General features: G+C 51.7%; 16 protein-coding genes. 1 reads left to right on the plus strand and 15 read right to left on the minus strand.

Going from position 1 to position 17,672, the window contains the following annotated elements:
• Positions 1-4: 4 nt before the first annotated feature.
• Positions 5-802: an IclR family transcriptional regulator gene (locus WG31_RS08395; protein ID WP_006116576.1), complete on the minus strand. Its 798-nt coding sequence runs from the start codon at positions 800-802 to the stop codon at positions 5-7.
• Positions 803-1,083: 281 nt separating this feature from the next.
• Between WG31_RS08395 and WG31_RS08400 the strand changes: the two genes are divergently transcribed.
• Entirely contained in the window at positions 1,084-1,566 is a 483-nt protein-coding gene (locus WG31_RS08400) for a glutathione peroxidase (RefSeq protein WP_063354242.1), read from the plus strand.
• Positions 1,567-1,568: 2 nt separating this feature from the next.
• Here the strand turns inward: WG31_RS08400 and WG31_RS08405 are convergent, their stop codons facing one another.
• The 14 genes from WG31_RS08405 to nuoF all read right to left on the minus strand — a co-directional run bounded on the left by WG31_RS08405 (position 1,569) and on the right by nuoF (position 17,671).
• Positions 1,569-2,291: an ABC transporter ATP-binding protein gene (locus tag WG31_RS08405; RefSeq protein WP_063354243.1), complete on the minus strand. Its 723-nt coding sequence runs from the start codon at positions 2,289-2,291 to the stop codon at positions 1,569-1,571.
• Positions 2,284-3,531: a lipoprotein-releasing ABC transporter permease subunit gene (locus WG31_RS08410; protein ID WP_063354244.1), complete on the minus strand. Its 1,248-nt coding sequence runs from the start codon at positions 3,529-3,531 to the stop codon at positions 2,284-2,286. The genes WG31_RS08405 and WG31_RS08410 overlap by 8 nt, the downstream gene beginning before the upstream one ends.
• 5 nt (positions 3,532-3,536) lie before the next feature.
• Positions 3,537-4,853 carry a proline--tRNA ligase gene (gene proS / locus WG31_RS08415; RefSeq protein WP_035352661.1) on the minus strand — a complete coding sequence of 439 codons (1,317 nt, stop codon included), beginning with the start codon at positions 4,851-4,853 and terminating at the stop codon, positions 3,537-3,539.
• 145 nt (positions 4,854-4,998) lie between these two features.
• Positions 4,999-6,642, minus strand: coding sequence for a ribonuclease J (locus WG31_RS08420; protein WP_006116572.1), 1,644 nt, complete (start codon positions 6,640-6,642; stop codon positions 4,999-5,001).
• 9 nt (positions 6,643-6,651) lie between these two features.
• On the minus strand, positions 6,652-7,461 hold the full coding sequence (locus WG31_RS08425; protein WP_063354245.1) for a type III pantothenate kinase: 810 nt from the start codon (positions 7,459-7,461) through the stop codon (positions 6,652-6,654).
• 3 nt (positions 7,462-7,464) lie between these two features.
• Positions 7,465-8,208 carry a biotin--[acetyl-CoA-carboxylase] ligase gene (locus tag WG31_RS08430; RefSeq protein WP_063354246.1) on the minus strand — a complete coding sequence of 248 codons (744 nt, stop codon included), beginning with the start codon at positions 8,206-8,208 and terminating at the stop codon, positions 7,465-7,467.
• A complete protein-coding gene (nuoN, locus tag WG31_RS08435) occupies positions 8,205-9,647 on the minus strand; it encodes an NADH-quinone oxidoreductase subunit NuoN (protein WP_063354247.1) in 1,443 nt (480 codons plus the stop codon). The genes WG31_RS08430 and nuoN overlap by 4 nt, the downstream gene beginning before the upstream one ends.
• Positions 9,648-9,719: 72 nt before the next feature.
• The gene (gene nuoL / locus WG31_RS08440; protein ID WP_063354248.1) at positions 9,720-11,660 is read right to left on the minus strand and encodes an NADH-quinone oxidoreductase subunit L; all 1,941 of its coding nucleotides are present in this window, start codon (positions 11,658-11,660) and stop codon (positions 9,720-9,722) included.
• 6 nt (positions 11,661-11,666) lie between these two features.
• Positions 11,667-11,990 (minus strand): NADH-quinone oxidoreductase subunit NuoK, encoded by a 324-nt coding sequence (gene nuoK / locus WG31_RS08445; RefSeq protein WP_006116568.1) that lies wholly within the window; start codon positions 11,988-11,990, stop codon positions 11,667-11,669.
• Positions 11,987-12,718: an NADH-quinone oxidoreductase subunit J gene (locus WG31_RS08450; RefSeq protein ID WP_006116567.1), complete on the minus strand. Its 732-nt coding sequence runs from the start codon at positions 12,716-12,718 to the stop codon at positions 11,987-11,989. Before WG31_RS08450 ends, nuoK begins: the two co-directional genes overlap by 4 nt.
• Before the next feature lie 18 nt (positions 12,719-12,736).
• Entirely contained in the window at positions 12,737-13,225 is a 489-nt protein-coding gene (gene nuoI, locus WG31_RS08455) for an NADH-quinone oxidoreductase subunit NuoI (RefSeq protein WP_006116566.1), read from the minus strand.
• Complete coding sequence (nuoH, locus tag WG31_RS08460; protein ID WP_006116565.1) at positions 13,225-14,253, minus strand: NADH-quinone oxidoreductase subunit NuoH; 1,029 nt, start codon at positions 14,251-14,253, stop codon at positions 13,225-13,227. Before nuoH ends, nuoI begins: the two co-directional genes overlap by 1 nt.
• Positions 14,254-14,258: 5 nt before the next feature.
• Positions 14,259-16,337, minus strand: coding sequence for an NADH-quinone oxidoreductase subunit NuoG (gene nuoG, locus WG31_RS08465; protein ID WP_063354249.1), 2,079 nt, complete (start codon positions 16,335-16,337; stop codon positions 14,259-14,261).
• Positions 16,338-16,342: 5 nt separating this feature from the next.
• Positions 16,343-17,671 (minus strand): NADH-quinone oxidoreductase subunit NuoF, encoded by a 1,329-nt coding sequence (gene nuoF, locus WG31_RS08470; RefSeq protein WP_063354250.1) that lies wholly within the window; start codon positions 17,669-17,671, stop codon positions 16,343-16,345.
• Position 17,672 lies beyond the last annotated feature (1 nt).

The following is a 17,672-nucleotide window of genomic DNA, read 5'->3' on the forward strand; positions in this document are numbered from 1 at the left end:
ATCATCAGGAAAAATCCTGCCGTTCCCCACGATAACCCAGACGGATAGAAACAGCCTGCGCCAACCCCGCAGCCATATTGCCCAATTGTGCAACCGTGAAACGGCTCAATTCTGTTTGAGGCAGACTGATGCCAATACCGGCTACAGCTTGCCCGGAATGATCTCTGACAGATGCGGCAAAGCACCACAGCCCTTCATGCACCTGCTCATCATCCACGGCGTATCCTCTGTCACGAATTTCTGCGATTTCACGCACTAATGTCGTTACAGAGCAAATGCCATTAGGTGTAAGTGGTTCTGACCACGTGGAAACAGGATTAAGGGCCAGCCATTCTCTGAAAGAGGTATCATCCATACCGGCCAGCATGGCATTACCTGTGGCCGTAAATATGGCAGGCAAGCGCATACCTACCCTAAAAGATGCCCCCAGCACTGTAGCGCTATTGCGGCAGGCCACATACACAACCTCCGCCCCTTCCAGCATGGTCAGCGTGACTGTAAACGCATCCAGATCGGCACGATTCTCCAATACGTGGTAGAATTCCGTTACCAGATCCCGCTTTTCCGTTACATCTCCAGCCCAGTCCAGCAGGCGTGTTCCCAGCCTGTAGCCCTGAGATGCGTTTTTCTCCAGTAGCCCTAGCTCCACCATAACAGCCAGCAGGCCATGCACTGTGCTACGTGGCAAATCTAGCTGGCGCGCCACATCTGCGGCCAAGGGCGGCCTGATAGAAGCCTTCACCATATCAAGAATACGAACGGCCCGCCGCAATGCGGGAACCGTGTCCTGTGATTTGGACATACTTTTTCTTATTTTCCTTGTTGACAGAGAGGTCCGATCTCTTCATTATTCCAAATACGGGATCAAGTTCAATATAATGAACAACAAAAATCAGAACTGATCTTGCCGCGCAGAAGACATAGTGGAAGCCTGAAAAACAAGAACCCGAAAACGGGCGCCAGGCTTCCACTTCTTCATATGCGCATTATACCGCAAATAAATGCACCAAAATCTCGCTCCCTTTTCCTTCCTGCGCTACAGATAAAGCCTTTCCTGCACCATAGCAGCAAAAGGGCACGAAATTGACCTGTATATATGATTTTAAACTTCCCGCCCTAAATGGAAGCACCCTTGATCTAAGCGCTTATCGGGGGCAGCCTGTTTTGGTGGTAAACACCGCATCTAAATGCGGATTTACTCCACAATACGAGGGTTTGCAGGCTTTATGGACACAGTTCCAAAAAGCTGGTTTGGTTGTTATTGGCGTGCCGAGCAATGATTTTGGCCAGCAGGAGCCCGGCACTTCGGAAGAGATTTCTTCCTTCTGCCAAATCAACTATGGGGTTACCTTCCCTATGGCGGCACGTAGCCCTGTAAAAGGGCCAGATGCTATTCCGCTCTTTAAATGGCTTGATAGTGAGCTTGGTTTTCTGGCACGACCACGGTGGAACTTTTTTAAGTATCTCACAAACAGCCAAGGCATGCCGGTTGCATGGTTTAGTTGCCTGACCCCACCCACATCCGGGCGTGTCAGGCATGCTGTAGAAACTGCTCTAAAGTCTTAAAATCAGCCAGCAGAGGCAGGCAATGGATCGCCGTTAAAATCGGCAGGGATCAGCCTGCCTTCCTGCATGGTTACAACCCTATCCATACGTGGGAGCAATTCACGATTATGGGTTGCTACCAAAACCGCTAGGCCCTTCTGGCGCACAACATCAAGCAACTGAGAAAATACGCTGTCTGCCGTATGCACATCCAGATTGCCGGTAGGTTCATCCGCCAACAAAAGTGCGGGGTCATTTGCCAAAGCGCGTGCAATAGCAACGCGCTGCTGTTCCCCACCAGAAAGTTTGCCCGGTAGATGATTTACACGATGCGCCAAGCCAAACATGCTTAAAAGCTCTTCCGCTTTATGGCGTGCCTGTGCCTTGCTTACACCAGCAATCATCTGCGGCAGAACCACATTTTCCTTAGCAGTAAACTCACCCAGAAGATGATGGAACTGATAGACAAAACCAATCCGGTCTCGGCGCATAGCCGTGCGTCCGGCATCTGCCATGCCGGTGGTAATCTGGCCCGCAATAACAATTTCGCCAGCATCTGGCGTATCTAACAAACCAGCTAGATGCAACAGGGTGGATTTACCCGTGCCTGATGGCGCAACCAGTCCAACAATTTCACCGGCATGCAAAGAAAAATTGATATCCTGCAAAACTGGCAGAATACCCTCATCCCCACTTTGGTAAGCTTTGCGAACGTGTTGCAGGCTTAAAACTGGCTGATTATTCATGCCGCAAAGCCTCCACCGGGTCTGTTTTGGCTGCGCGCCAAGAAGGATAAAGCGTTGCCAGCAGGGAAAGCCCCAGCGCCATAACAATAACTTCTACCACCTGCCCCCACACCAGCTTTGCTGGCAGGTGCTCCAGATAATAAACTTCCGGGTTGAACAAGTTCGTGCCGGTGAGTTTTTGCAGAAGCTGGCGGATACGTTCAATATTCATGCAGAACACAACGCCAAGTGCGGTGCCTGCCACAGTACCCGTTACCCCCACAAAAGCGCCGCACATTAAAAAAATGCGCATAATGGCGCCACGGCTGGCCCCTATGGTACGCAGCACGGCAATATCGGCTGTTTTATCCTTCACCATCATGATGAGGGAGGAAATAACATTAAAGGCCGCCACAAGGATAATAAGCGTGAGGATGAGGAACATCACATTCTGTTCCACCTGCACGGCTCCAAACAGAGCATTGTTGGCGTTTGTCCAATCCAGCACGCGCAAGCCTGGATCTCCCACCGCATTTTCAATAGCAAGGGTAACAGGGCGAACATGCTCTGCATCCTTGGTCATGACCTGAATTTGCGTAGCCTTGTTAGGCATTTGAAAGTAAATTTGCGCCGCATGCATGGGCAGAAACACAACGCTGGAGTTATAGTCGTTCACCCCGGCATCAAAAATTGCCACCACGCGGTACCTGCGCACTCTCGGCACCGTGCCAAATGCTGTGGCAGCGCCATCTGGTGAAACAAGGGTAAGGCCTGAGCCAATGCCCAGCCCTGCCCGTTCCGCCATTGTAACGCCCACCACGATGGAATCATCCGGGCCAAAATCGTCCAGAGAACCCGCAATAATGGAAGAACTCACGGCTTTGAGATCTCGCAATCCCTGTGGTGTCAGACCATGCACCATGCCGCCAGAATTATAGGCACCGGCACTCAGCAGTACCTGCCCTTCCACCAAAGGTATAGCGCTTACCACACCCGGGACAGACCGAACCTTATGCGTGACATCTTCATACTGGGAGATTGTGCGGCCCTGCCCGTAAATGGTCAGATCCCCATTCAAGCCCAGAATACGCCCCATAAGGTCGGCCTGAAAACCGTTCATTACGGCCATAACAATAATCAGCGTTGCCACACCAAGGGCAATGCCAACCAACGAGAAAATGGCAATAACTGATACAAACCGTTCCCCTCGCCGCGCACGGAGGTAACGGCCTGCCACCGCCCGCTCAAAGGGTCCGAACATGCTGATCAGCCTGCCAGAACCAGAGCCAGCGCGTCATCCACGCTCACTTCATGGCGTTCACCAGTAGCACGGCGCTTGAGTTCTACTTTGCCTTCCTTAGCGCCACGCGGGCCAACAACAATCTGCCACGGATGGCCCATAAGGTCTGCATCTGCAAACTTTACACCAGCACGTTCTGCACGATCATCATACAGAAAGGCTTCTTCATTCGTGCTGTAGATGCGCTCACAAATGGCATCACAAAGTTCATCACCGTTTTTCAGGTTCAGAATAACGGCACGGAAAGGAGCAACTGCATCCGGCCAGATAATGCCGTTATCATCATGGCAGGCTTCAATAATGGCACCGGCAAGGCGGGAAACCCCAATGCCGTAAGACCCCATTTCTGGGTAAAGCTGGTTTCCATCTGGGCCACTCACGCTTACGTCCATAGAGCGCGTGTATTTATCGCCAAAATAGAAGATATGCCCAACTTCTACGCCGCGGCCTTCGCGCTGGCGTTCTGCTGGCACAGCCTGCCATCCGGCCTCATCGTGCATTTCATCCGTTGCCGCGTAAGGCGTTGTCACACGGTTGAAGAAGGCTTCCAGCGCGATGGGGCTGTTGGTATCCACTGGCTCATCCAGCCAATCCTGCTCTTCCAGCGCGGCATCGTAAAACACACCACTTTCCCCCGTGGGGGCCAGAATAAGGAACTCATGGCTCAGTTCCCCACCAATCGGCCCGGTATCGGCCCGCATTGGCACAGCCCGCACCCCCAAACGCTGGAACGTGCGCAAGTAAGCCAGCAACATACGGCGGTAGGTTGCAACGGCTGATTCGTAGTCCAGATCAAAGCTGTAAGCATCTTTCATCAAAAACTCACGGCCACGCATCACCCCAAAACGGGGGCGCATTTCATCACGAAATTTCCACTGGATATGATACAGAACCTGCGGCAGATCCTTATAGGACTTTACAGTCTGGCCAAACAGATCCGTAATCATTTCCTCATTGGTCGGCCCGTAAAGCAGTTCACGCTTGTGGCGATCCTGAATACGCAGCATTTCCGGGCCATAGGCATCATACCGGCCAGAACGTTTCCACAAATCGGCTGATTGTAAGGTTGGCATCAGCACTTCCTGCGCTCCTACCCGATCCTGCTCTTCCCGCACGATCTGGCTGATATTGCGCAACACTTTCAGCCCTGCTGGCAGCCACGCATAAATGCCAGATGCCGTCTGGCGGATAAGCCCTGCCCGCAGCATAAGCCGATGCGAGACAATCTGGGCTTCTGCCGGATTTTCTTTAAGAGTGGGAAGAAAGCTGCGCGAAAGACGCATGGTGCATTCAGCCTTGTAAAAAAAGCGACTTTTCCTGAACGAAAGCCGCTTTGGTGTAACCAATTCATATCTGCTGTAAAACAGCGAGGGGATAAAGAAAAGCCTGATACTCCGGCATTTTCTCTACCCCACCTTCTGCCGGGTATCAGACACGCAGCACGTGTACATCCACCAGCGGACGTTTTTGCAACTTGCGCCCCAATGCGCGCCGCAGGGCCGTTTTAGCGGCCTCACGGAAGGAAACATCATCCCCGCGCAGTTCATCCGGAATAATATCCAGCGCGTTGGCGAACTCTTCACGCACACGCACGCTTTCCAGATCATCTGGATCAAGCAGGCCCGGTGCGCTCACCTTGGGCTCACCAATCACAAAGCCTTCTTCATCCACTGCAAAGCTGCCGATGACCATGCCGTTGAACAGCATCTTGCGGCGAGCAGCCAGCACCCCTCCGTTCATGGGTAGCAGACGGTTACCATCCAGCGCCAAACGGCCTGTAGGGGCTGTATCCACCACTTCCAGCTTACCCGGAGAAAGCCGCAGAATATCACCATCTTCCAGCAGAACAGGAGCAATACCCATTTCCTGCGCCAATGCAGCCTGCGCGGTCAGATGGCGCCATTCACCATGAACTGGCACAACATGTTGCGGCTTGAGCAGTTCGTACATTTTTTGCACATCGCCGCCCGTTGCATGGCCAGATACGTGCACAAAATGCTCACGGTCTGTAATCACCCGCACGCCACGGCGTGAAAGGTTATCCTGTACCGCCATAATCGCACGCTCGTTACCCGGAATCATACGGCTGGAATAAATAACCGTATCCCCTTCGCCCAAAGCAATATTGGGGTGGGTATCCATGGCAATACGAGAAAGAGCAGAACGTGGCTCACCTTGGCTACCTGTAATGATCAGCAGAATCTGATCATCTGGCACATCATTCACATCCTGTTCTGTCAGGAACGGCAGAACGCCAGACAGATAGCCGCAATCCCGCGCAGCTGTATCCAGATTGCGCAAGGAACGCCCAACCAAAACCACTGTACGCCCAGCAGCCTGCGCCGCCATGGCAATGGTTTCAACACGCGCCACATTAGAAGCAAAGCACGTAACGGCAATACGCCCTTTAAGGCTTGCCACCAGTTCCGTCATGCTCCGGCGTACTTCGGATTCTGAGCGGGAAGGCCCCGGCTTCATTACATTGGTGCTATCACACACCAGCGCCAGAACACCTTCACGGCCAATTTCTGCCAGCCTATCCAGATCAGTTGCGGGGCCTACCAGCGGGTCAGGATCAAACTTCCAGTCCCCCGTATGCACCACAATACCGGAGGGCGTACGCAGCACCATGGACTGCGCCTCTGGCACAGAATGCGTTACCGGGACAAATTCAATATCAAACGGCCCCACATCAAACCGCGCACCGGGCTGGATAACATGAATGGGCACATCCATAATGCGGGCTTCCGCCAGCTTGCGGCGCAAAACAGCAGCAGCAAACGGTGTAAGATACACTGGGCACTGCAACATGGGCCACACATGCGCCACAGCGCCAATATGGTCTTCATGCGCATGGGTAATCACCAAGCCAGCCAGCTTATCCTTACGCTCTACAATAAAGCTTGGATCTGGCACCAGAATTTCGGCTTCTGGCGTATCGTTGCCACTAAAACCAATACCGCAATCTATCGCCAGCCACGTGTCTCCCAACCGATAAAGGTTGAGGTTCATGCCAATCTCACCCGTTCCGCCCAAAGGCAGAAAGGCCAGATCGCCGTTCTGTTCTGTCATTTCCGTGTTTTACCCTTCTGCAACATAATCTCGGTCCACTGTCAGTTTTGGCAAGGGGTTTCGCCCCGCCAGCAAACGCAACCCATTTAGGGTGAGCATTGAATCTACATGTTCAAAAATAGACGTACCTTCTGAGAAGAGTGGAGCCAGACCACCGGTTGCCAGCACCTTCATGGGGCCAACCTCCTTTCTGATCCTCTCAACAATCCCCTCAATCAAACCAACATAACCCCAAAACACGCCAGACCGCATGGCGGTAACCGTGTTGCGCCCAATGGCAGAATCCCCTACTGGCCGCCCTATTCCTATGCGGGGCAACCGCGCTGCTGCCTGATGTAACGCTTCAACCGACAAATTGATGCCAGGAGCAATAACACCGCCGCAGTAGCTTCCATTCTTATCCACAACATCAAACGTTGTGGCCGTTCCAAAATCTATAACCGTAAGTGGTCCACCATACATATGGTGTGCAGCCAGACCATTCAACAGCCGATCCACCCCAACCTCATCCGGGTTATCCACCTTTATGGCAAACCCCCAATCCAGCCGGGCAGATGCAAGAAGCGGCTCAACAGCAAACCACTGCCTGCATAAAGTACGTAAATGATACAACGCAGCGGGCACAACGGTGCCAATAACGGCACCATCAATATCATCCGCTACAATGCCTTGGGTACGCAACAGCGCATTCAGCCAAACCGCATATTCATCCGATGTACGTTGGGCCTGCATGGTAATGCGCCACACACCACGCCATCTTTCACCATCATGCACCGCAAACACGACATTGGTGTTACCTGCATCAATAACAAGCAGCACCTTTTATACCCCTTCTTCCAGCAGGATATCTCCTGTCGTGATCGTTTTCATACCGGCTTCCGTGTCCAGCAATAGGCGGCCGTCCTCAGCCAAACCTGCAAATTTTCCCTGTTCATAAGTAGTTCGGCTGCTAACGACAAGAGGCGTCCCTACAGGATGTGCGCGATCAAGCCATGCCTGCCGCAATGCGCCAAAGCCATTTTGCCGCCAAACAGCGCACCAATCCGCCAAGCTAGAAAGGATACACTGGGCAACATCTTTTGCCGGTGGCACTGCGCCATACTGGCCAAGGCAAGCTGTAAAACGGCCCGTTTGCTGTTGAGATGGCGCCTGTGTGAGATTTGCCCCAAAACCTATAACAAGGCGCGCGCTTTCCCGCTCTATCAGGATACCGCCTGCTTTCTGGCCATCCAACAACAGATCATTCGGCCATTTTATCATGAGATGCCCTGCCACAGCAGGCACGGCGTGCAGCAAACCATCATAAAACGCCAAAGAGGCGGCAAACGGCCACCCCCCTAGCATATCCTGCCCTGCCTGTTGCGCATCCAGCAAAACGGATAAAGCAAGACTTTGCCCAGCATCTACCCATTGGCGACCGCGGCTGCCTCGGCCTTGGGTTTGCCTATAGGCTAAAACCGCAAGGCCAGAATCTGCCCCTTGTCGCGCCTGTTCCAGACAGAAATCAGAGGTGGAGGCCAGTTCTGCAAAGCATTCAAGCCGCCACGGGCTAGGCTGATCTTTCATCCGCCCAAAGCAAGTGCGGCCTGATGCGCCCATGCCATCAGAGGGCCCATGCCCGCAACAAACAAGGCTGTTGCCAAACCCATGCTGCCAGAAACAAACAGCAGGCTGGGGGCAGGACGATCCAGCACTTCTGCTGGGCTATCAAAATACATCACCTTCACAATCCGTAGATAATAATACGCACCAACTATGCTGGAGAGTGCGCCAATTACAACCAGTACGTAAAGGCCAGACTGCCAAGCCGCAGCAAAAACCAGAAATTTACCAAAAAAACCAGCCAAAGGGGGCGCGCCAACCATGCTGAACATAAACAGTGCCAGAACAGCAGCCATTGCCGGATCTGTGCGCCCAAGGCCTGCCAGATCGGAAATGCTGACAACCTCACGCCCTTTCCGGCGCATTGCCGTAATGCAGGCAAACACACCTGCATTCATAACAAAATAAGCAGCCAGATAAATAAGCGTGGCCTGTATGCCTGCAAGAGATGCAGCCGCCAGCCCCATCATGGCGTATCCCATATGGCCAATAGAGGAATATGCCATCAGGCGCTTGATATTACCTTGGGGAATAGCGGCAAAAGCCCCGTACACCATGGACAGCACAGAAACGGTTTCTATCAACATCTGCCAACGCGGAGCGACCGTAACAAAAGGCCCGGCCATAACGCGCAAGAACAATGCAAAAGCCGCAAACTTTGGAGCGCCTGCCATATAGGCTGTTACCGGAGTGGGTGCACCCTGATAGACATCTGGCGTCCACATATGAAACGGCACGGCAGACAGCTTGAAGCACAACCCCGTAACAATAAAGACAATACCAACAATCAGCCCCATTGGCAGAGCGCCGGAAGCCCGAATGGCCGCCATCAACCCTGTATATTCCATAGTGCCTGCGTAACCATACACAAGCGAAATGCCATAGAGCAGCAAACCAGAAGCCAAAGACCCAAGTACAAAGTATTTCAGCCCCGCCTCTGATGAAAGCACGCTATCCCGTTCCATCGCGCACAAAATGTAAATGGACAGAGATGAGAGCTCCAACCCTACAAACAGTGTCATCAAATTGGCGGAAGATGCCATGATCATCGCGCCCAATGTTGAAAACAGCATCAGCACAGGGGTTTCAAACGGTAGGGTAATTTTATCCCGCGTGCGGTAACTGAATGTCAGCACCACAGCAGTCAGCGCGCCAGCAAGTATCAGCATCTTCATGAAACGGGCAAAGCCATCATTCACAAAGGTACCTGCATACCCTTCCCCGGTGGGTGAAAGCAGCACCAGAAATCCGCATACAGCAAACGCTGCAATGCTCAACATGGCGGAAGAGAAAAACCCCTCCCCTTTCCGCTGCAACACACCGGCTACCAGAATAACAATACCAGACAGCGCAAGCACAATTTCTGGCACGGCTATTGTCCAGTTAAAGCTGGTCATACTCATTGCACGACACCCCATAGCTGGGAGGAGAAAGAAAAGGGAAAAACCGTTTCACGCATCATGTTCGCGTCTCCCTCAGCCACATAGCGCCACGGTGAGCAGCACAACCAAGCCGGCCAGCACCGTAAACGCGTAAATGGCAATAGATCCGGTTTGCAGCTTTACAGCTTGGGCTGCGCTTGTACGAGCAGCCTGCACCACATCATGCGGCACAGCTTCCACCACGCCTTCTTCCCCATCTTTCCAGAGGACACGTGCGATTGCTGCATAAGGGCGCACAAAAATGGCATCATACAATTCATCAAAATACCATTTGTTCAGCAAAAACCGGTAAAGTGGCCCACAAGCCCGCGCCATATGAGTTGGCAAAGCAGGATTGAGCACATAACACAGCACAGCCAACGCAATACCAGCCAAACCTGCCAAAGAGGGCAGAATAGCAATAAGGCCCGGTACACGCTCCAGATTTTCCATAATTGTGTTGTCTGGCGCGTTGAAAATAGCCCCTTCCCAGAAGCTGAACTGATGCGCTCCAATGTAAAAGGGGGCCAACAGAATACCCGCCACAACAGCACCAAAAGCTAACAGCACCAAAGGTACGCTCATAACCGCTGGGCTTTCATGTGCCGCATCCCGCGCATGGGCATCTGCCGCTTGACCATGAAACACCAGAAAAATAAGCCGCCAGCTATAAAACGCTGTAAGAAATGCGGTGATTGTTCCTAAGCTCCACGCATACATGCTGGCAGAGGAACCAGAGGCCCACAGCGCATTTAGAATGGCATCCTTGGACCAATAGCCAGCAAATGGAAACACACCAGCAAGTGCTAGGCTGCCTATCCACATCACAGTGTAGGTGAGTGGCAGCTTTTTCCATAAGCCGCCCATTTTAAACATGTTCTGTTCATCATGCATGGCATGGATAACGGAACCGGCCCCCAGAAATAGAAGCGCTTTAAAAAAGGCATGTGTTGTCAGGTGAAAAACCGAAGCCTGATACGCACCCACACCTACAGCGGCAAACATATATCCAAGCTGCGAACAGGTGGAATACGCAATGGTGCGTTTGATATCTGGCTGCACCATACCCACCGTTGCGGCAAAAAAGCAGGTGGTTGCACCAATAAGAATAATAAATGTGCGTGTTGCAGGTGCAAACTCCAACAGCGGAGACATACGCGCCATAAGAAACACACCGGCCGTAACCATTGTAGCTGCATGGATGAGAGCAGATACAGGCGTTGGCCCTTCCATCGCATCTGGCAACCATGTGTGCAGGAACAGCTGAGCCGATTTACCCATAGCCCCCACAAACAGCAACAGGCAGATAACCTCCAACATACGGAAGGAAATACCAAACAGCATGTATGGTGTGTTTAAAAGCTGCGGAACCTGCGCAAAAATGGCATCATACTGCACGGTGTGGAACAGCACATAAATCAGCCCAATACCGACAAGAAAAAACAGATCCGCCACGCGGTTAACAACAAACGCCTTGATAGCTGCGGCTGTTGCAGATGGGCGATCATACCAGTAACCAATCAACAGATAACTGGCGAGCCCGACCCCTTCCCATCCGAAAAAAAGCTGGATCAGATCATTGGAAGAAACCAGCATGAGCATGGCAAAGGTAAAGAGGGAAAGATAAGAAAAAAACCTGTATGTGGGCATGCTTTCATGGCTCATGTAGCCAAGGCTGTAACAATGCACCAGCAAGGAAACCGCAAGCACCATCGCCACCATGGTGACAGATAGCGCATCAAACCTGAGCGTCCATGTTGCATCAAACCCACCGGCATGAACCCATTGCGCCAGATGCAGTGTGGAATGGCCAAAACCAGCCAGCCAACCACCCCATAAAGCCCCGATGGCGCAAAGTGTTGCAATGCCCATACATACAAGGGTTACGCCTTTGGCCAGCGTATCGCCTATAAAGCGGCCACCAAGCCCGGCCACAGTAGCCCCCACAAGGGGTGTAAGAACAGCGGCGGAAAAGAGGTTAAGATCGGGCTGCATAGCCAATCATCCCTTCATCATCGTCACGTCTTCGACCTGGATAGACCCACGGTTACGGAAATACACCGTGACAATGGCCAGACCGATGGCAGCTTCTGCTGCGGCAATTGTAAGCACAAACAGAACCATAACCTGCCCGGACAAATCTCCATGTGCGGAAGAAAATGCAACAAGATTGAGATTGGCCGAAAGCAGGATGAGTTCCATGGACATCAGCAGGATGATGACATTCTTGCGGTTTAGAAAAATACCAAACACACCCAACACCAACAGTGCCGCGCTAACAAAAAGATAAGGCCCAATACCTATGGGAGCGATTGCGGATGTCATGGCCTGTTCTCCTCTGTTTCCGCCACAGCCTGATTTCCGGAACCATAGGAACCGGGAACCGCTGTTTCGTAATAGGAGCCTTTGGGCCGCAGGAAACCACCGCTTTCAAACACGTTTTCGCCAAGTGGCAGTTGTACAAGCTCCAGCGTTTCTTCAACTGTGCGTGCGTGTTGCTTATCTATATTCTGGCGACGGCCTGTGGCACGTTCACGCAGCGTAAGAACAATAGCGCCTATCATGGCAACAAGCAGCACAAGCCCACATGCTTGAAATAGAAAAACATAGTGTGTGTAAATCACAGTTCCCAAAGCTTCCGTATTGGTAAGCTGAGGGGCTGGATTAAGGGGAGCCACAATATTGGCTGGCGCCATCTTCCAGTTGCTGAAAGCCATAAGCAGTTCAGCAAACAAAACACCCCCTACGCACACGCCTAACGGGGCATGTTTTTGAAAACCTTCGCGCAGACTGCTGAAATCTATATCCAGCATCATCACAACAAACAGGAACAGAACAGCCACTGCTCCCACATAAACAATAACCAGCAGCATGGCCAAAAACTCGGCCCCTGCCACCAGGAACAAACCCGCTGCATTAAAAAATGCAAGGATAAGAAAAAGCACGGAATGCACCGGGTTACGTGCGCTAATGACCATTACAGCCGAAAACAGCAGCACCGTTGCAAAAACGTAGAAAACAAGCTGTGCCATCATTGGCCAACCTCCCGCCATGTCATGGCCTGCATCTGCTTAGCGATACGGGGCATCTAATTCCAGACGCCGCGCAAGCAGCGCTTCCCACCTGTCTCCATTCGCTAAAAGCTTGTTTTTGTCGTACATCAGCTCTTCGCGCGTTTCGGTGGCAAATTCGTAGTTTGGGCCTTCAACAATGGCATCTACCGGGCAGGCTTCTTCGCACAGGCCGCAATAGATGCACTTTGTCATGTCAATGTCGTAGCGTGTAGTGCGACGAGATCCATCATCACGCTCTTCCGCCTCAATGGTAATGGCCTCTGCCGGGCATGTCGCTTCACAAAGTTTACAGGCAATGCAGCGTTCTTCCCCATTAGGATAACGGCGCAATGCATGCTCTCCCCTAAATCTGGGTGACAGTGGCCCTTTTTCATAAGGATAGTTTAATGTCACCTTTGGGCGGAACATCATACGGAAAGTGGATGACATGCCCCCCACCAGCTCCTTCAGTAGAAAAGAGCGCAGCGTGTTACCTAAAGCACCCATCAGTTCACACCTCCCATATGGGGCAGCAGACCTGTTGCCATAAGAAAACCTGCCGTTCCAATCATCCACAGAAGAGAAAGTGGCAGGAATACTTTCCAGCCTAGCCGCATAAGCTGATCGTACCGATACCGTGGGAACGTGGCACGCACCCAGATAAAGACGAACAGACAGAAAAGAATTTTAAAAATCAGCCATAAAGGCCCCGGCACCCATGTAAGGGGCGCAATACCCAATGGTGGCAGCCACCCCCCTAAAAACAGAATACTGACCATAGAGGACATAAGGATCATATTTGCGTATTCACCCAGAAAGAACAGACCAAATGCGAGGGATGAATATTCAACAAAAAACCCTGCCACCAACTCGCTTTCCCCTTCGGGAAGATCAAACGGTGCGCGGTTTGTTTCTGCCAATGCCGATATAAAAAAGACAATAAACATTGGAAACATTGGCAAGCAGAACCAGACATGCCGTTGCGCCAGAACAATATCGTTCAGGTTTAAGCTACCCACTGCCAGCAATACGGAAACAATTACCAAGCCAATTGAAACTTCGTATGAAACCATTTGCGCGGCAGAACGTAATCCACCAAGAAAAGCGTATTTGGAATTAGACGCCCAGCCAGCAATAAGAATGCCGTAAACACCCAATGAGGAAATAGCCAGAAGGTAGAGAATACCCACATTGATATTGGCAACAGCCAAACCATTACCTGTGGGAATAACAGCCCATGCCACCATGGCCAAAGAAAAGGTAAGAAACGGTGCAAACAGGAACAAAGCGCGGTTTGCACCTGCAGGAATAATCGTTTCCTTTACAATCATCTTGATGGCATCAGCAAAAGCCTGAAGCAGGCCAAACGGACCATTTACATTCGGCCCGCGGCGGCGCTGCATGGCGGCCATTACCTTGCGTTCCATGAGCGTAAGATACGCAACAGCAATCAATAGCGGCACCAGAACAGCCAGTGTTTCCAGCAACATCAGAATAATCTGGCCAGCAAGGGTGTGATAAAAAAACTGTCCCATTGGCCTTACTCCGCTGCTATCGCGCGAGGCACGCTATAAACTTTTGAACATTCTGCCATAGTCGGGCTGGCACGGCTGATGGCGTTGGTCTGATAATAATCTGGGATCACAGACCTGAAAGGCGCGGACATAAAGCTTCTGTCCTCATCCTTATTCTGTTGTGCGGCTGTTGGCTGAGGTGCAGGCAGTTTTGTGATATGCCCAACATGTGCAAACACAGGGTTTACGTCTGCCATGCGTGCACGCAGTTCTTCCACCGTATTATATGGCAAAGTATGCCCGCACACTTCTGAAAAAGCTCTGATAATACGCCAATCTTCTCGCGCATCTCCCGGAGCGAACACAGCCCGAAAAGCACGTTGCACACGCCCCGCAGTATTAACGTATGTGCCAGATTTTTCCGTATAAGCTGCCCCAGGTAGAATAATATCTGCCCGTTTAGCAGCTGCATCACCATGATGCCCCTGATACACAACAAACGTTTCTGGCGAGATACGATCTACAGGAAGCTCGTCCGCCCCCATCAGCCACAGAACTTCTACTCCACCCCGCAACATGCTGGCGGTGGCACATCCATGAGGGCCGGGCACAAACCCGATATCCAATGCTCCCACACGGGATGCTGCGGTGTGCAGAACGTTAAAACCATTCCATCCATCTGCAATAACACCAGTTTTTTCTGCTAATTGTTTACAAGCAGCATAAATAGCCGGTGCATCCTGACGGGTTAAAGCACCGTGCCCAAGAATGATCATGGGGCGGGATGCTTTTTGCAAAACTTCTGCAAAAGCCTGCTCTCCTGCCACCAGCTTATCCAGAACATCTGGGCCATCAGCCAGAATATCAACCTGATAGGTGGGATCAGAAACAAACTGACCTATACTGGCGACAGGAAAGCCACCTCGCCCTGCATCCAAATACCGCTTACGAATACGAGCATTTAAAACAGGAGCTTCTCGTCGTGGTTCCACCCCCACCAGCAGCAGGGCATCTGCCTCATCTATTCCGGCAATATCGCTGTTAAACAGGTAATTTGCGCGCGCGCTCAAATCATACCATGCACCATCCTGCCGACAGTCCAAGTTTGATGAACCAATATTATTCAAAAAATCCTTAAGGGCACAAAGGCTTTCCACATCGCACAGGTCACCCGCAATGGCACCGATTTTTTCACCCGGCACGCCCTCCAGCCTGCGAGCTAGAGAAACAAATGCCTCCTGCCATGTGGCGGGATGTAACTTGCCATGCACACGCACCCAAGGCTGATCCAGCCGACGACGCTTGAGACCATCAATTGAAAAACGTCCTTTATCAGAAAGCCATTCTTCGTTTACTTCATCATTTACGCGCGGCACAATGCGCATGACTTCACCGCCTCGGGCCTGAATTTGGATATTCGTGCCCAGTGCATCCATAACATCAATGCTGTCTGTTTTTTTGTATTCCCACGAACGCGCATGAAAAGCCGATGGCTTGGCTGTAAGAGCCCCTACCGGGCAAACATCTATTAAATTCCCAGAAAGTTCAGATGTCAGCGCTTTTTGCACATATGTGGTGATTTCAGCATTTTCACCGCGTGAGACCATACCCAGTTCAGGCGTGCCTGCTACTTCTGTACTAAAGCGGACACAACGCGTGCACTGGATGCAGCGCGTCATAACCGTTTTAACCAATGGCCCAAGGTCTTTATCTGTTACGGCCCGCTTATCTTCCTGATAGCGCGAAATACCAGATCCGTACCCATAAGCCTGATCTTGTAGATCACATTCTCCGCCCTGATCGCAAATAGGGCAATCCAGCGGATGGTTAATTAGCAGAAATTCCATAACAGCGCGGCGTGCGCGGCGCACAACCTCTGTATCTGTAAAAATCTGCATTCCTTCAGAAATAGGAAAACCGCAAGATGCAACAGGTTTAGGCGCACGCGCCACTTCTACCAGACACATCCGGCAGTTACCGGCAACAGAGAGCCGTTCATGATAACAAAAACGCGGTATTTCTTTTCCGGCTGCCTCGCAGGCCTGCAAAGCACTAAAACCTGCGGGCACATCTACCGGTGTACCGTCAACAATGACCTTCACCATTATCCTTACTCCGCCGCCACTGGCACACCGCCCGCAGGCACCTGCACCAAGCCCGTGCCGCCATGCGCAACCTTGTACTGCCGGATACGTGCTTCCATTTCTGGCCGGAAATGCCGGATTAACCCTTGAATAGGCCATGCGGCTGCATCACCCAGCGCACAAATAGTGTGGCCTTCCACCTGCTTGGTCACTTGCTCTAGCAGATCAATTTCTTCTATTTCGGCTTTGCCCTGCACCATGCGGTTCATCATACGCATCATCCATCCAGTGCCTTCTCGGCAAGGTGTGCATTGGCCGCAACTTTCATGCTTAAAGAACTTTGAAAAACGCGCGATGGCTTCAATAATATCTGTGGATTTATCCATCACGATCATACATGCCGTGCCCAAACCAGAACGTTCTGCACGCAAACTATCGTAATCCATCAACACAGTTTCACAAATGGATTTCGGCAGCACAGGAACAGAACAACCACCGGGAATAACGGCCAGCAGGTTATCCCACCCACCACGCACGCCACCACCATGCTTTTCAATAATCTCTTTAAGTGGAACACCCAGCTCTTCTTCAAACACACAGGGCGTATTCACATGGCCAGAAATAGCCATAAGTTTTGTGCCTGCATTATTGGGCCGCCCCAAACCAGAAAACCAAGCTGCCCCACGGCGCATAATGGTAGATGTAACGGCTATGCTTTCCACATTATTGACTGTTGTCGGGCAACCATATAACCCCGCCCCTGCTGGGAATGGAGGCTTCATGCGGGGCTGACCCTTTTTACCTTCAAGGCTTTCCAGCAGAGCTGTTTCTTCTCCGCAGATATATGCGCCAGCACCACGGTGAATACGGAAATCAAAATCCCACCCGCTACCCGCAGCATTTTTTCCGAGAAGACCTGCCTCATAAGCTTCATCTATCGCTGCCTGAAGGCGCTCAGCTTCTCTGCAAAACTCACCACGGATATAAATGTAGGAAGCATGAGCACTCATAGCGAAAGAGGCTATCATTGCGCTCTCTATCAACTTGTGTGGCTCATGCCGCATAACTTCCCGATCTTTACACGTGCCGGGTTCTGATTCATCCCCATTGATGACGAGATAATGCGGCCGCCCATCAGATTTTTTGGGCATGAATGACCACTTCAACCCGGTGGGAAATCCAGCCCCTCCACGGCCACGCAAGCCAGATGCCTTCATTTCCGCAATGACTGCATCCCGTCCTTTTGCAATAATGGCTGCGGTATTATCCCAATCACCTCGTTTCCGGGCTGCTGGCAAACGCCAATCATCCTGACCATAAAGATTAGTGAAGATACGGTCTTTATCCTGAAGCATG

It is taken from the genome of Acetobacter oryzifermentans, assembly GCF_001628715.1.
Lineage (GTDB): Bacteria > Pseudomonadota > Alphaproteobacteria > Acetobacterales > Acetobacteraceae > Acetobacter > Acetobacter oryzifermentans.

What these genes read in the sequence shown, in the direction of transcription:
- nuoN (WP_063354247.1), bottom strand. Translation starts at nt 9,647, where the DNA reads ATGAGTATGACCAGCTTTAACTGGACAATAGCCGTGCCAGAAATTGTG.
- WG31_RS08410 (WP_063354244.1), bottom strand. Translation starts at nt 3,531, where the DNA reads ATGTTCGGACCCTTTGAGCGGGCGGTGGCAGGCCGTTACCTCCGTGCG.
- WG31_RS08405 (WP_063354243.1), bottom strand. Translation starts at nt 2,291, where the DNA reads ATGAATAATCAGCCAGTTTTAAGCCTGCAACACGTTCGCAAAGCTTAC.
- WG31_RS08420 (WP_006116572.1), bottom strand. Translation starts at nt 6,642, where the DNA reads ATGACAGAACAGAACGGCGATCTGGCCTTTCTGCCTTTGGGCGGAACG.
- nuoG (WP_063354249.1), bottom strand. Translation starts at nt 16,337, where the DNA reads ATGGTGAAGGTCATTGTTGACGGTACACCGGTAGATGTGCCCGCAGGT.
- nuoF (WP_063354250.1), bottom strand. Translation starts at nt 17,671, where the DNA reads ATGCTTCAGGATAAAGACCGTATCTTCACTAATCTTTATGGTCAGGAT.
- nuoI (WP_006116566.1), bottom strand. Translation starts at nt 13,225, where the DNA reads ATGGGTGCTTTAGGTAACACGCTGCGCTCTTTTCTACTGAAGGAGCTG.
- nuoK (WP_006116568.1), bottom strand. Translation starts at nt 11,990, where the DNA reads ATGACATCCGCAATCGCTCCCATAGGTATTGGGCCTTATCTTTTTGTT.
- WG31_RS08430 (WP_063354246.1), bottom strand. Translation starts at nt 8,208, where the DNA reads ATGAAAGATCAGCCTAGCCCGTGGCGGCTTGAATGCTTTGCAGAACTG.
- nuoH (WP_006116565.1), bottom strand. Translation starts at nt 14,253, where the DNA reads ATGGGACAGTTTTTTTATCACACCCTTGCTGGCCAGATTATTCTGATG.
- WG31_RS08450 (WP_006116567.1), bottom strand. Translation starts at nt 12,718, where the DNA reads ATGGCGGGAGGTTGGCCAATGATGGCACAGCTTGTTTTCTACGTTTTT.
- nuoL (WP_063354248.1), bottom strand. Translation starts at nt 11,660, where the DNA reads ATGCAGCCCGATCTTAACCTCTTTTCCGCCGCTGTTCTTACACCCCTT.
- WG31_RS08395 (WP_006116576.1), bottom strand. Translation starts at nt 802, where the DNA reads ATGTCCAAATCACAGGACACGGTTCCCGCATTGCGGCGGGCCGTTCGT.
- proS (WP_035352661.1), bottom strand. Translation starts at nt 4,853, where the DNA reads ATGCGTCTTTCGCGCAGCTTTCTTCCCACTCTTAAAGAAAATCCGGCA.